The organism is Vreelandella sp. F11 (assembly GCF_042466685.1).
Taxonomy (GTDB): Bacteria; Pseudomonadota; Gammaproteobacteria; order Pseudomonadales; family Halomonadaceae; genus Vreelandella.
Map to the genome: position 1 here is coordinate 851091 of NZ_CP170448.1, position 14869 is coordinate 865959.

Sequence of the window (14869 nt, forward strand, 5' to 3'; positions counted from 1 at the left end):
GCCTAGGTCTTTAACGCACGGCCTTTAACCCACGGCCTTTAACCCCCGGACTTTAGACGCCGCTTAACTTCCACGCTTAGCCTGCCTTCACCCAGCTTCAGTTTCAGCTTCTGGCCGGGCTGGGTATCTTCCGCGCGGCGAATGACCTGCCCCTGCTCATCCTGGGCAATCGCATAGCCGCGCCCCAGCACCGCCAGCGGGCTGACCGCGTTTAACTCCCGCGCGGCGGCTTTCAAGCGTGCCTGTCGGCTCTCCAGCTGGCGCTGCATGGCACTGCCCAAACGGCGTTGTAGCTGGCCCACACGTTCGCTCTCCACGCGATGCAGCCGGGCCATATCCTGGCTGGCTAGCCGTCTACTCAGTTGCGTTACCTGGGCTTTCTGCTGGGTGAGCGTAAGCTGCATAGCGCGATTCAAGCGCTGATTGAGGGCGGTTAAGTGCTGGCGCTGGCGGTTGAGTTGTTCGCCGGGGTGGCGCAGCTTGGCGCGCAGCGTATCCAGCCGCTGGCTGTCGCGCTCTAACCGTGCCTGCATGGCCCGCTGCAGGCGGCTGTGCTGATGCTCCAGCTGGCGCTTGAGGGTGTTTTGATCCGGCACCAAACGTTCGGCGGCGGCTGAAGGAGTGGGGGCGCGCATATCGGCGGCAAAATCTGCCAGGGTGACATCCACCTCGTGGCCCACCGCCGACATCACCGGTAGCCGGGAGTGAAAAATCGCCCGTGCCAAGTGTTCGTTGTTAAACGCCCAGAGGTCTTCCAGGCTACCGCCACCGCGGGTAATCAGAATCACATCCCGCTCAGGGTCTAGCCGCGCCTGACGGTTAAGCAGGCCCAAGGCGGAGATCATCGCCGGGGCCGCTTCTGCACCCTGCACCGGCACCGGAATCAGCGTCACATCCGCCAGCGGCCAGCGCGCTTCCAGCACCGCCAGCACATCGCGAATGGCGGCGCCGGTGGCCGAGCTTAAAATCAGCAGCTTGCGCGGCGGAAAGGGCAGCGGCCGGGCGTTGGCAAATACGCCTTCGCCTTCCAACTGCGCTTTCAAGCGCTCAAAGGCCGCCAGCAGCTCGCCCAGGCCTGCCGCCTGAACGGCATCAGCAATTAGCTGGTAATCACCGCGGGGCTCAAACAGTGACACCCGCCCACGCAGCTTGACCTGATCGCCATCGCGCATGGGTGCCGAAACAAACCGTGCCCGCTGACGAAACAGCGCGCAGCGGATCTGCGCCCGGTCATCCTTCAGCGTGAAATAGACATGCCCGGACGCAGGGCGGGAAACGTTAGAGAGCTCGCCCTCCACCCACACCTCGCCCACATCGCGCTCAAGGGTTTGCTTGGCGCGCTGGTTGAGTTGGCTGACGGTGAGGGCCTGGGGAGTAGTGGAGGCCATAGAATTACCCGCGCTCGATCAGAAAACGTTTGAGAGCGTCAGGGTCAGGCACGCCCTGAATCATTTCGCCATCGATGACCAAGGTAGGCACCGACTGAATAAGTGCCTCTTCCACCGCATGCCGCTGGGCCATCTGGTGCTGCTCGCGGTAGCTGCCCTGGGCTAGGGCATCGAGTACCGCCTGGCGCTCAAGGCCCACCGACTCACCAATATCCGCCAGCACTTCCGGGTCGCCGATATCGCGCTCCTGCTGGAAGAACGCTTTCAGCGCGGCCATGGAGTAGGCGTGGCCCAAGCCCTGCTCTTCGGCCATGGCGAACACTTCAAAGGCTTTGTCGGTGCGCGGCTGGGGGGAAATATTGGGCAGCGTAATGGGCACGCCGAGCTTTTTGGCTATGGGGTAAACCGAATCCTGCCATATCTTAGGCAAGTAAGGATCCTCCACCTTCAGCGTGGGCACCGGGGCAGGGCGCAGCTCAAAGGGCCGCCAGCGGATTTCCACGTCTAGGCCTTCGGTCGCCTGGGCAATCGCCTCTTCCGCCAGCAGGCAGAAGGGGCAAACGTAATCGGTGTAAACAATAATTTGTTGAGACAAAAAGCCTCCTTGAACAGAAAAAATCGCCAGCTATCAGCCTAACAGCATACGTCATTAGCATTTGGTATAAGCACAACAGCCTGACTGCATTGCTGGAAAGGCCCTCAAAACGCTATAATAGGCGATTAACCTTTCACGCCCCACTTCCTCTCAATCAGGGTGTTGCCGCTATGCTACGTATGGCCCAAGAAGCACTAACGTTCGATGACGTTCTCCTCGTTCCCGGCTTCTCCGATGTCCTACCCAAGGATGTCAGCCTTAAAACCCGCCTGACCCGCAATCTTTCGCTCAATATTCCGCTCCTCTCTGCTGCGATGGACACCGTTACCGAAGCGCGTCTAGCGATTGCGATGGCCCAGGAAGGCGGCATCGGCATCATCCATAAGAGCATGGCCATGACCCAGCAAGCGGCTGAGGTGCGCAAGGTCAAAAAGCACGAAAGCGTGATTGTAAAAGACCCTGTCACCGTTAGCCCCAAAGCCAAGCTCGAAGACCTGCTCACCATGGCGCGTGAATACGGCTTCTCCGGTTTCCCGGTGGTAGAAGGCGAAACCCTGGTGGGTATCGTGACCGAACGCGATATGCGCTTCCAGCCTAACCACGGCGACAGCGTTGAAGCGATCATGACCCCCCGCGACCGGCTGATCACCGTGCCGGAAGGCACCGAGCTTGAAGTCAGTAAAGCCAAAATGCGCGAACACCGCATCGAGAAAATGCTGATCGTTGATGACGAGTTCCACCTGCGTGGCCTAGTCACCTTCCAGGATATCGAAAAAGCCCGCACTTACCCAATGGCCGCCAAAGACAGCGATGGCCGTTTGTTAGTCGGCGCAGCGGTAGGCACCGGCCCGGAAACCCCGGATCGCGTGGCCGCCCTGGCTGAAGCAGGGGTTGACGTGATCATTGTCGATACCGCTCACGGCCACTCCCAAGGCGTTCTTGACCGTGTTCGCTGGATCAAAGAGCACTTTCCGCAGATTCAAGTGATTGGCGGCAACATCGCCACCGCCGGTGCTGCCCGGGCGCTGGCCGAAGCAGGCGCGGATGCCGTGAAAGTCGGTATCGGCCCTGGCTCGATCTGCACCACGCGCATTGTAGCCGGCGTTGGCGTACCGCAAATTACCGCGGTTTCCAACGTGGCCGAAGCGCTCAAAGAGTACGACATTCCGCTGATTGCCGATGGCGGCGTGCGCTACTCCGGTGACTTGGCCAAAGCGATTGCCGCTGGCGCCAGCGCCGTGATGGTCGGTGGCCTGCTGGCCGGTACCGAAGAAGCCCCCGGCGAAGTCGAGCTCTACCAGGGCCGTACCTACAAAGCCTACCGTGGCATGGGCTCCATGGGTGCCATGTCCCAGAGCCAGGGCAGCGCCGACCGCTACTTCCAGGATAAGAGCGAAGGCGCCGAGAAGCTGGTGCCGGAAGGCATTGAAGGCCGCGTTCCCTATAAAGGCATGATGAGCGCCATTGTTCACCAGCTAATGGGCGGGCTGCGCGCCTCCATGGGCTACACCGGCTGCCGCGATATTCAGGAAATGCGCACCAAGCCGGAGTTCGTACAAATTACCGGCGCTGGCTTTAACGAATCCCACGTCCACAACGTGCAGATCACCAAAGAAGCTCCCAACTATCGGGTGAGCTAACCAGCAAGATTAGTTATATGGCGCGGCGGGCATTGCCCCGCCGCTTGCTTTTTGGCCTTACCAGCGGCACCCACACCGCTTAACCGAGACCCCGCCATGAGTGACATTCACGCCCATAAGATTTTGATTCTCGACTTCGGCTCGCAGTACACCCAACTGATCGCCCGCCGCGTACGCGAGATTGGCGTCTATTCCGAAGTCCGCGCGTTTGATATCACCGAAGAAGAGATCCGCGAGTACAACCCCAACGGCATTATCATGGCCGGTGGGCCGGAATCCGTGACGGAACTGGACTCCCCGCGTGCGCCTCAGTGCGTGTTTGAAATGGGCCTGCCGGTGTTTGGTATCTGCTACGGCATGCAAACCATGGCCGAGCAGTTGGGCGGTAAGGTAGAAGGCTCCAACCAGCGCGAATTCGGCTACGCACAGATTCAGATCGACGAAGACAACGCGCTGTTCAAAGACATCAAAGACCACGTAGACGCTAAAAGCGGCAAAACCCTGCTGGACGTATGGATGAGCCACGGCGACAAGGTGGCCGAAGCGCCCACCGAGTTCACCGTGACCGCCTCCACGCCGAGCTGCCCGATTGCCGCCATGGCCTGGGAAGAGAAGCAGTTCTACGGCGTACAGTTTCACCCGGAAGTGACCCACACCCTGCAGGGCCAGCGCATTCTCGAGCACTTCGTGCTGGATATCTGTAAAGCTGAAAAACTGTGGACGCCTGCACAGATCATTGAAGACCAGGTACAGCGCGTGCGCGAGCAAGTGGGCGACCGCCACGTACTGCTCGGCCTCTCCGGCGGTGTGGATTCTTCCGTGGTTGCCGCATTGCTGCACAAAGCCATTGGCACCCAACTGACCTGCGTATTTGTCGATAACGGCCTGCTGCGTAAAGCGGAAGGCGACCAGGTCATGGAAACCTTCGCCAAGCATATGGGCGTGAAGGTGATCCGCGTAGACGCCGAAGAGCTGTTCCTCGGCAAGCTAAAGGGCGAGAAAGACCCGGAAGCCAAGCGCAAAATCATCGGCAACACCTTTATCGACGTATTCGATGAAGAGGCCAGCAAAATCGACGGCGTCGACTTCCTGGCCCAGGGCACCATCTACCCGGACGTGATCGAATCCGCTGCCTCCAAGACCGGCAAAGCGCACGTGATCAAATCCCACCACAACGTCGGTGGCCTGCCGGAAACCATGAAGCTCAAGCTGGTCGAGCCGCTGCGCGAACTGTTTAAAGACGAAGTGCGCAAACTCGGCCTGGAACTCGGCTTGCCCTACGATATGGTTTACCGCCACCCGTTCCCTGGCCCCGGCCTGGGCGTGCGTATTCTGGGTGAAGTGAAGAAAGAGTACGCCGACATCCTCCGCGATGCCGACGCCATCTTCATCGAAGAGCTACGCGCCTCTGGATGGTACGAAAAAACCAGTCAAGCCTTCGCTGTGTTCCTGCCGGTTAAATCCGTAGGTGTAGTCGGCGACGGCCGCCGCTACGAATGGGTCATCGCGCTACGCGCGGTAGAAACCATCGACTTCATGACCGCCCGCTGGGCGCACCTGCCTTACGAGCTGCTGGAGAAGGTTTCCAATAGGATTATCAATGAGTTGGAAGGGGTTTCGCGGGTGACTTATGATGTCTCCAGCAAGCCGCCTGCTACTATTGAATGGGAGTGAGGTGCGCCTAGGTATAATGCCTGACGCGGCTAAGCTGACCAAGGTCAAGGGTCTACCAAAGGGTAGGCCCTCTTTCTTTGCAATTCGTAACAGGATTAGGTTAACTCAGGTTAAGGTCGCTGAGACGACTGCCTATAGAGCAGGAAGTACAACGCAGACAGAACTGTCGCAGGGAAAGGATGTCATCCTTGGCGGTAGCGTGTTGGGAAATCAAAATTCCGTCGGCTTTTTTTTGAATTTTCTAACAAAAAACTGCAGGGCCGATAGACTATTCTTCATATAAACCAGTCGGTAAAAGGTTAGAAGAAGGTTCCATTTTCGCCGCGAAAGCAGCATGGTGGAAATGCAGCAGACACGCTCATCGGAGCTATATTGCATAGATGTACTTAATTAGCGCTTCTTGGCCGATGGGCACGGGTGCTCTGGAGCCAAGCTGCGCGCCGTGATGTATCTGGTCAGAATGGTCGATTCTAAGTGGTGCTGCTTAAATTCACCTACCACTCGATGGAATGAATCTTCTAGAATCAGCACCCTATTTTGCAATGCCTTGAAGAGGCTTCGCACACAGAAGGAGGATAAGGTTCTTGGTAAATACTCTATATTCATCATTTTTCCGCTCAAAAAACCTTATCGAAACTGCTTGGCACGGAACAACGGAAGTGACCCGAGGCGTGATTAAGCACCTAGTTGAAGAGCGGGTAATGAACGACACAGATCCGCTCGCCTATGCATGCGACCTTGCCTATGAGCGGTTGCTCTTGTCGTCCCGCCCCGAATACGTGTATAAAAATGTCCTTTTGTCGAAAATGGTGTTCGGGACGCATAGCCCAGCTACTACATCTTGGTTGTATGAGTTCCGAGTTGGTGAAGCACGTGCAGATGCAGTTTTGATCAATGGCGTTGCAACAGCCTTCGAGATAAAAACAGATCTTGATGATTTTTCTCGCGCCCAGTCTCAGCTAGAGGCTTATTATTCTTGTTTCGATAGAGTGGTATTTGTTGTTGGTGATGGGCAAGTTAAAAAAGCTCTTAAAGTTTTGCCGGATTATGTGGGCCTCTTAAGGCTTTCTACCAGGTGCCAGCTTTCAGAGATTCGGGAGGCAGTGTCACACACAAAAGATCTTTCCTCAGAAGCCATGTTTCACCTTTTTCGAAAAAAAGAACGCGAGGTTCTACAGAGTAAATACGACGTTTTTACTGATCACCTACCGCCGATAGAACGATACTCTGCTGCCCGTGATGCCATCTCTTTACTACCTCCGAAAGCTATTCACGAAACTTTCGTAGAGGCTCTCCGGAAACGAGAGCCTGCGACAAAGAAAGCAGCTATTTCTCACAGGCTACCCAACTCATTACGTGCCGCTGCTTTCGGATACAAAATGAGGAATGCTGACTGGTTGCTTCTTGCTTCGAGACTTCGAGAGCCAGCTTCCAACGCGCTTTAGGTTAAAATTCAGTTGTTAGCATGGAGTATAAGTATGTATTGGCCATTTTTTCGCTCTAAGCAAGAAGAAATGATTGCGCTAAAGGAACTTGGATCCCATTTGGGAAGTAACCTTGTAGTCCCCATTATCAAGCCGCACGATGCGACTTCGCGAGTTGAAGGGCAGATATCTAGAGTGTTGCAAGCAGGTTTGCGAACTGCACTCATCGTTAATACAAACGAAGGCTCTCCTGTGCCTTCAATCGCACAGATTATGGCGATGGAAAACAACTTAACAAATGCATATCCGAATCAAATATTTCCAACATTGGAGGTGCGACCTGGTATTACTGCTGCGGATGTGAGCGGATTTCTTAATACTTACAGTGGCCGAACCCAAGTTTTCGTGCATCGGGCACACACTCTTAATGCTGCAATTTTTCCCTCCAGTGATGCGATTCACATTTTTGAATCACATAAAGTTTCCCCGCATTTCATTTCTTCTTTTTCTGCGTCTCGACGCGTGATTCTTCGTGATGGGTTCAAAAAGCAATCTGTTAACGGAGACTACCCTTCTGTCTCTTATTTTGATGATTTGGCTTACAGTTATTGTGCACATGGTTACGATGGCTTTGGTGATTTTTCGGCCATAGGAGATGTGCCTTATAATAAAGGTGGAGGTCAGCCGAGTCACGTTGCTCTTCACCTTACAGAGCCAAATCAGAATAACACTTTTCACTGTCGTCACTTTGTTTCTGCTGTGCCACCAGCGACAACTGATGTTCAAACAAAGTATTTTGATGCGCTGGCACAGTTGATAGGGCATACGGGCTCGCCAGGAGTAGGTCCATTCAGTACTTTGGGAGTATCAGATTACTGTAAAAATCATGGGGCGGGAACTTTTCCTGGTTTAGGTTCTCCAAAACGTTGGTCTACAAAGCATCATATTCAATTGGTTCATTCTGTTCTTACTGCGTCTTTTGCTGTCCCTTGGATCTGAAACATGCATTGTGTCGCTGACATTATAATGTTTGGTTAAAAAGAATGGTTCTTATGTGTTGGATGGCACTTTGAAAGAGTCCAAGAAAATACCCTGAGCAACCGGCCATTAACAAGAAAATCCAGGCGACGCCTGTCTATGCATTGATCTGGTGTTATGTTCAATCTATCTAAATGTCCGCTTTTGGCCGAGGCTGTGTGAAAGCCTAAAAATCAGTTGGCGATTACAGAATTCAGCCGTATTGGCACGACTATCGGCTAGTAATACGCTTCAGAGTGCCTTCCTTTATTTCCATGTCTGAAATTGTTCGAGATAAAGCCTAAAAAATATCTTCTATAAAGCGTAACCGACTTCTACTAAGTGCGGTAGAGCCGGGGTCAGCATACCCTATGCTCGCATCGCCTGGATCAAACCCTTGGAACCGAGGATATTAATGACGCGTTTCATGTTGTAGGCAAGCACATGTAAGGCTCATTTCCGTGATGACGTTCTTAAGCCCTTTGGCGACGTCACCCCATCTTCAGTAGCACTGCAAAATTGACGCTCCGCCCACAATAAGTCTTTCATCTGCTGAGCTTGTAAAGGGAGGTGCTGCTACCCGGAACTTAACTTCTACATTCTATATTTCATATGGGAAATACGCTGAAGAAAATAATCGGCAATTTTCAGTATTGGATTTTGACATCATTGAGGATAAAAAAGAAATGGCTGGCGATATGGAATGCTTTGACGACCTTCCAAAGCGTGCCTCTAATCATGTGACGGAGGAGAAGGCAGAGACGGCATTTCAGAAATGCCTAACAGAGAGTGGTCGCTTTATCCTTCAGCGTGCTGACCGCAAGGACTATGGTACAGACTGCGAGATCGAAATTGTCGAGGATGGGAGAGCCACCAACATTAGGATTCACGTTCAGCTTAAGGGCACCGAGCGTGCACTGAATGCGGACGGCTCTCTCAGCGTTGAAATTAGTCGCACAAACCTGAATTACCTACTGATGCATCCGCATAGCTTTTATGCTGCCTATCACGTCCCAACGGCGACGCTACGCATCTGCCTTGCTGAGACTGTTCTCCGTAAATACGAGCATGCTGGAAAGAACTGGATCCAGCAGCAATCACTTACAGTCAGCTTTACGGAAGCTCTGACGACAGTGCGGTTAGGGCGACTTGCTGAATTGTCCAGTTCTGCAACTCGAGCGGCACGTAATCGTCGTGTTGAACAGGCCCGGGCGGCCCCAGGAGATTTGATTGGTCTCCTTCGCCGAGCTGTACCGGAGGTTCATGTTCCTGATGATCCAGACTCAGCTCGACAACTCTTGGAACACCTATATGAACAGGATGCTGATGAGGAAATTAGTGCCGCCTTTGACCGATTCATGGCCGTGCTTGGATCAGACGACGATGCCATGGGCTGTGCTTATATGTCCGAAATCAACTTGGGCATGTCCGAGAGAAGCCAGTTTCCTGAGCGGATCGAAGCAGCAGTGATTCATTTTAAGAAACAGCTTAGTGCGGGGCGCTACGAGCAGGGTGGCCTGTATTACACGATCGGTAATGCCTACTCGGCGCTCGGCCGAGAGGATCACGCCACAGAGGCCTATAAGGCAGCGTTGCTCGAACCTGCATTCGCGAATTCGTCAAGTCTGGCATCCCAAGGCCATAAGAATCTCGGGACAAGCTTTGAACGGCTCGGAGATGAGGTGCGAGCAGTTAAGCACTATCGCGAAGCTTTGCGGATGAATCCTCTCCTTCCTGAAGCCCATTATGCCTTGGCCCAATTCTACGTGAGTGAGGGCGAGTGGAAGAGCGCTCTTGAGCATCTGGATCAGGCCGTCTTCACAGATCCTACATACGCTAAAGCAGCTGGAGTTGCGGGTTGGCGAGCTAACGTGCTTTTCAACATGGGAGAGGGGAGTGCTGCGTTCCGCGAAATCAACAGTCTTCTAGCCCAAGCCGACCGCGAGCCATGGGTTTGGCCGTTTTTCGCACGACTGGTAGCTAGTTTCGGTCGGGCTACGGCTGAGAATGCGCGTCAGGCGCAGGGTTTCTGGTATCGCTATGTAGACGCTCACCCCGATACATCCGGAGGCCGTCGCGAGATGTTATTGGTGATCTTATATTTGCGGGCGGAAGGACAAGATATAGGCCAAACCTATACGGAGTTTCTGGATAAGTTTGTTAGGCATATTAAGCACATTGATAACACGGACGAAGCCGCGTTTTTGTGGGATCGCCTCGGACACTGGGCACAGGATGAGGGCAACTGGCTAGAAGCGGAGCGCTGTTTTCGGATGGCCTACGATCTGGCTGGCGGGCACTACGGCTACTGTCTAGGAACCGCTCTTAACTTTCTTGGACGATTTAAAGAGAGTCTGCCGATCCTGCTCGAGCAGGCAGAGCATATCCAACCCGATGCAATGAGCTGGTTTCAGCTTGGCGCGGCGTATGGCGATCTTGGGCAATCCGAACAAGCCATTGAATCCTATAAGAAAGCGCTCAATCTTGATTCCGACTACGACTTGGCGATGTTCAATCTAGGTGGTGTCTACTGGAATAGTGGGGACATAGTTGAAGCTTTGGAGATTTGGCGGACGGCGATTGAGCGTTTTCCAGACCATGAGCTTACCGCCAAACTCCAACGTGATTTCCCGCAGTTCTTTCCTCGGGGCACTGACTAGCCATTTATCCGTATACACGCCTGATTTTGATGTGGTTGGTTTTACCTGTTTAGCGTTAGAAAATTGGTGTCATAAGTTGGCAATGGCCCTCGGTGTCAGGATAGTTGTCGTCAATATGTTCACGATACCGGTTACGACCAGGCCGAAACTGGCCGAGCGATACTGGAAGCCTTCCATGAGGCTCTGGCCGCTATCCGTCAGGCGACAGGGAGCTAAGAAAAAATATGATGAACGATAAGACAGAACGAGTAACGAGGAAGAGCAGCACACCAATCAAAGTGTATTGCCTTCCCGAAGAAAAGAAACAGATCGAGGCATAAGCAAAGCGAGATGGCATGAGTGCTGAGCGCTATCTGCGTGAGGTCGATCCGGATTATCACATATTCGGCGTGGTGGATTATGAGCAGATTCGGGAGTTGACTCGGTTCAACGGCGACCTTGGCCGGTTGGACGGTCTGTTGAAGTTGTGGCTAGCCGATGACTTGCGAACGGCTCAATTCGGCCAGTCAACAATCCTTGCTGTTCTCAGCAAGATTGAGGCAGCGTAGGAGGAAATGGGAAACGTCATGACCAAGATTGTTGTTATACCGAGGCCTAACTCATGACAAAGGCCAAAGCGAATCGCCGCTGATTGCTAAAGCTGGCACCGCATCGAATGTACTCGTCATATGGACTTCTGCGGGCTAGTTCGACTTTGGAAGCATAAGATTCCGCCATATCCTGGCGAAGCTATAAGAGTTCGTGGGCTGTAAGTCTACCAATGTCTCGGCTGGCGGCGTCACCTTCGAGTGGCGAGACTTGGTTGTTGCCATTACTAGACTCTGTGGGATTCATCCTCCCCATGTTTCACCCTCAATTCGCCCTGTATACAGTCCATAAGAAGATCGTTTTCCGAGCTGACAATATTCAACAAGGATTTCAGCGTTTATTCAGAACGTTCACGATTGTGATGAGTACCCAGGCGGATATTCGTTCGAGGTTAGCTATCAAGTTGACGTCACAGCAGATGAACTGCCGCAACTAACGATTGGCAATTTGTTCTTCGAAGTGCAACAAGCTTAGTAGGCCCCATCGCCTTAAATGCCTAGATATACAGAATGTTCGAACTACCACTAACAGGGAGCCAAACTGGTGACAGTCCGCTTTGGGGTAGGCAGCTGTCCGCCACCTGACCGAAAGGACAGACTGCTCTCAGTCTGATCCAGATGCTTGTGTCTCGCATGCGTGTCCCCGCTTCTGGCGGAACCGTGAGAACATGCGCCGATCATAAGACGAACCTTGGTTCGTTACGATGCTGCTTTTATATGCATATTTCGATCATGTTATTTATTATGGCATCGAAGGATGATGATTTTTAAACTTGTTGTTAAATAATGTTTATTAAGGCTGATTTATAACTAAGTGGGAATAAAAGTTTTTTCAAAGCCCCGTAAGTGCTGGGGCTTTTGCTAAGAATATCAGTAGCGGTTAGGCAATTAACACGAGTGCTGGCTAGACTTAGAGCATTTATGGTCGGGTTGGTTTTAGATAGGATCTAGTAAATTAATTAATCGGCTAAAAGATGATCTTCTAAATCTTTATTTGGCACACTTTCTTGATTTTTAGTTAACCATTCTAAAGTAAGTATGGGTGCAGAGCGCATACGTTCTTTTGCTTGCGGGGTTGAAACATCAATCTCATTGAAACGCCCCTCAAGTTTTCTTAGGTGAGCATAGCAGCCTATATCAATTGCAAAGGCTTGAAAAGTGCCCGCTTGAGACTTGTGGGTTAAGGCTGATCCACAGTTGTGAATAATTCTATAATCAAGAAGCCTATAGATTAGCCCGCGAACTTGATCATTTTTCTTGAGAAGTTCTTCGCTAATATTAAAAATATTTATTTTTCTCTCAAGACAGAATTCTCGAATCAGATAAATTCCTTTTAGAAGACCCTCTTGCTCTTGATCTTGCGAGTCTTGCTTTAGTTCTTCGATTCGCCTTTCAAAATTGGAGCGGCTGCTTATTCTTACGTCATCTTTCCCAATTTTTCCATCGCCTTGGCTAACAGACGGAAGAATTTCTAAGAAAAGAGACATAACATCTCGTGGAACACCCCCTCCAGCCATCACTAGTCTAGAAAATCCTTGGCCTTTAAATAGCTCTGAAATTTCTTTTTTTGACATATTTGCTATCCTTCCAAAACCCTCAAGAATAGCTAAGTTTCGGCGACGTGTTTTTTCAAAGTCCCCAAAGTCGTAGTCGATGCTTACAGGCTGGAAGTCATGACGCTCTTGAGCTCCAAAAGGCTGTCCATCTCTGTCAACGTACAATGTGCTAGCATGCCTTAAGGTTGCAATCTTAAAGAAGAGAGGCAAATCTTTGCATAACCGGTGTACATAATCTACAACAAATGCTTGATGTACACGGTCTAGATGGTATAGGTCATCTATTTGAATAAAAACAAATTTAACTTTTCTCGAAATTTCAAAGAACTCTCTTATTTTTCTTTTATATCCGGGTAGATTTTTGTCGAGTTCTTTAAGCTTTGATTGGTGTTCTTGAAATGCCTGTTCTACACGAATAGAAGCGGCTGATGATTTGTCCGCCTTAAGTCCTAAATTTAGTCCGGAGTGCTTGGCGCCTGCTGAGGCTGATGTGGTTGAATTATCTTTTCTGCTCTCTTCAACTGTAATGTTTTTACTTGATTCATCAGGTCTTTCTTTAATACTGAAAATGTCAGAAATTACTTCATCAAGTATTTGTCGGAGTCTTTTTTTCTTTCCAAACCAACCAGTACAATTTTGCTGTAGCTCGAAGAAAACAGACTCTAAAATTTCTAATAATACATCTGGGAAACTATGCCTTTTGAAATCTTCGCAATTCAAATAAATTGTACGTATTTCATCAGAAGCCTGCTCAGCAGACTTGAACATTAAGAGAGTTTTTCCGCAACCTCTACGCGCAAAAATTGCATGATTTTGTTTGGCTCGCAAATCAAAAATTAGCGAGTCGGTGTCTACATAGGTTACGGAATCGCTGTGTCTCTGAATTCGCAAGTTTTCTGTAATTACTTCTCGGAGTTTAAGTATTTTTTCGGCCATTTTTGTCCTTGGTGAGTGCTGTGAGATTTTATCTCTTTCTAATTTTAGTGAATTTTCAAGATCTCTATATTTCAGTTCTTCGAGAAGCTTGGCTGAATGAGACTATTTGAAATTAGATGAGTTGATATTTTATGCTGAGTCAGCTGAGGAATTCAACCGGAAGTTGAAACACCTGTGATAGAAAAATAAATATTCCGGCAGGATTCGTTTAAGCCAGCTGGGCCGCAGAAACTGAGTCCAACACCTTAAAATTTTAGTAAGGTGTTAGACTTATGGCCTACACAGAGCCCAGTATGGAAGAGCGTTCCACCATATAGGTCAGTCTTTGGTAGAAGCTGAGGCTTCGACAAATAGCCAATGTGTTGCAACGATCTCCGACCTCCATCAGCCGCGAAGTACGATGCAATAAAACTCAGTGCGGTGCCTATCATGCTTATTATGCACAAACACATCGTTGTGCCAGGCGTGTCTTGTGCCGCCTTAAGCATGAGCTGCTTCTGGGCAATGATCGCTTTGAGCTGGTTATGTATATGCTTCTCAACTGCTTGTCTCCAGAGCAAATCATAGGCAAGCTCCGGGGTATGATAATGCCCCGATTTGAAGATGCTTACGTTTGTCGCGAGATGTTTTAGAGCGCCATTTACGCGTTTCCTGTGGGTGAGCTTAAGAAAGAGTTGATCCACTGCCTTCGCCAAGGCAAATCGACGCGTAACCCTCAGCGTTGGCAAATACCCGATACGTAGAGCATCCATCTTCGACCGCCAGAGATTGAGAAGCGTGCAATGCCAGGCACTGGGAAGGCGACTTTTAATCGAAGGTAAGAACATTACCTCTCCTGTTGGCACGTTAGACGCACTGAGTAGTGGGTACGTCATTCTAGCCAAACTCAACGATGCAATGGGAACCTCAGCGGTGAAAGGGTTTAGCACAGCGCTCAAGCGGATGCCGATAGCGGCGTGTAAAAGCATGGCCTACGACCAGGGCCGGGAAATGGCAAAGCCTGCAGACATCTCCCCGGCAACGGGGTAGCAATGAAAATATCAATGACCTGATACGATAGTATTTACCAAAGGGAACTGATCTTTCAGCACACTCAATAAGAGCTAGATGCTATTGCGTTACAGCTGAATATGAGACCTTGGAAGCGCTTTCCCTTTAGGTGTTGGATTGAAGAGGTGAGTGAGCTATTAGCGGGGCATCAAGGAAACCTACCAGCTGTTCATTAACGAGTGTCGCATTTAGAGTCTGCATCCACCCATTTGTTAGTGATTGTTAATATGTTTTTATTAGACACGAGAAGCGCTTTTTTAATTGGAGACAGCGTTTTTTATAAATTTTGCGGTAAGCTCAAGGGAAGTTATAACTGCAAAAAAACTTTAAACTTGAGTTAGT

At 50.8% G+C, this 14869-nt stretch carries 8 protein-coding genes and 2 pseudogenes; 7 read left to right on the forward strand and 3 right to left on the reverse strand.

The features are described 5' to 3' along the window. Window positions 1–38: 38 nt before the first annotated feature. Both xseA and ACFIOZ_RS03925 read right to left on the reverse strand, forming a co-directional pair. A complete protein-coding gene (gene xseA, locus ACFIOZ_RS03920) occupies window positions 39–1388 on the reverse strand; it encodes an exodeoxyribonuclease VII large subunit (protein WP_386082396.1) in 1350 nt (449 codons plus the stop codon). Window positions 1389–1392: 4 nt separating this feature from the next. Continuing rightward, window positions 1393–1983, reverse strand: coding sequence for a DsbA family oxidoreductase (locus ACFIOZ_RS03925; RefSeq protein WP_386082397.1), 591 nt, complete (start codon window positions 1981–1983; stop codon window positions 1393–1395). A 170-nt stretch (window positions 1984–2153) separates the two neighbouring features. Between ACFIOZ_RS03925 and guaB the strand changes: the two genes are divergently transcribed. The 6 genes and pseudogenes from guaB to traJ all read left to right on the forward strand — a co-directional run bounded on the left by guaB (window position 2154) and on the right by traJ (window position 10946). Beyond that, complete coding sequence (gene guaB, locus ACFIOZ_RS03930; protein WP_226250377.1) at window positions 2154–3623, forward strand: IMP dehydrogenase; 1470 nt, start codon at window positions 2154–2156, stop codon at window positions 3621–3623. A gap of 96 nt (window positions 3624–3719) precedes the next feature. Further along, window positions 3720–5297, forward strand: coding sequence for a glutamine-hydrolyzing GMP synthase (gene guaA, locus ACFIOZ_RS03935; RefSeq protein ID WP_386082398.1), 1578 nt, complete (start codon window positions 3720–3722; stop codon window positions 5295–5297). A 584-nt stretch (window positions 5298–5881) separates the two neighbouring features. Beyond that, entirely contained in the window at window positions 5882–6742 is an 861-nt protein-coding gene (locus ACFIOZ_RS03940; protein WP_386082399.1) for a sce7726 family protein, read from the forward strand. A gap of 33 nt (window positions 6743–6775) precedes the next feature. Next, window positions 6776–7720: a sce7725 family protein gene (locus ACFIOZ_RS03945; protein WP_386082400.1), complete on the forward strand. Its 945-nt coding sequence runs from the start codon at window positions 6776–6778 to the stop codon at window positions 7718–7720. Between the two features lie 671 nt (window positions 7721–8391). Further along, complete coding sequence (locus ACFIOZ_RS03950) at window positions 8392–10398, forward strand: tetratricopeptide repeat protein (RefSeq protein ID WP_386082401.1); 2007 nt, start codon at window positions 8392–8394, stop codon at window positions 10396–10398. Between the two features lie 224 nt (window positions 10399–10622). Then, window positions 10623–10946: pseudogene (gene traJ / locus ACFIOZ_RS03955) on the forward strand (conjugal transfer transcriptional regulator TraJ). A 998-nt stretch (window positions 10947–11944) separates the two neighbouring features. Here the strand turns inward: traJ and ACFIOZ_RS03960 are convergent. Continuing rightward, a complete protein-coding gene (locus ACFIOZ_RS03960) occupies window positions 11945–13477 on the reverse strand; it encodes a hypothetical protein (protein WP_386082402.1) in 1533 nt (510 codons plus the stop codon). 272 nt (window positions 13478–13749) lie between these two features. On the opposite strand from ACFIOZ_RS03960, the pseudogene ACFIOZ_RS03965 reads away from it, so the two are divergent. Then, window positions 13750–14703 (forward strand): annotated as a pseudogene (locus tag ACFIOZ_RS03965) (IS30 family transposase). Window positions 14704–14869: the final 166 nt, after the last annotated feature.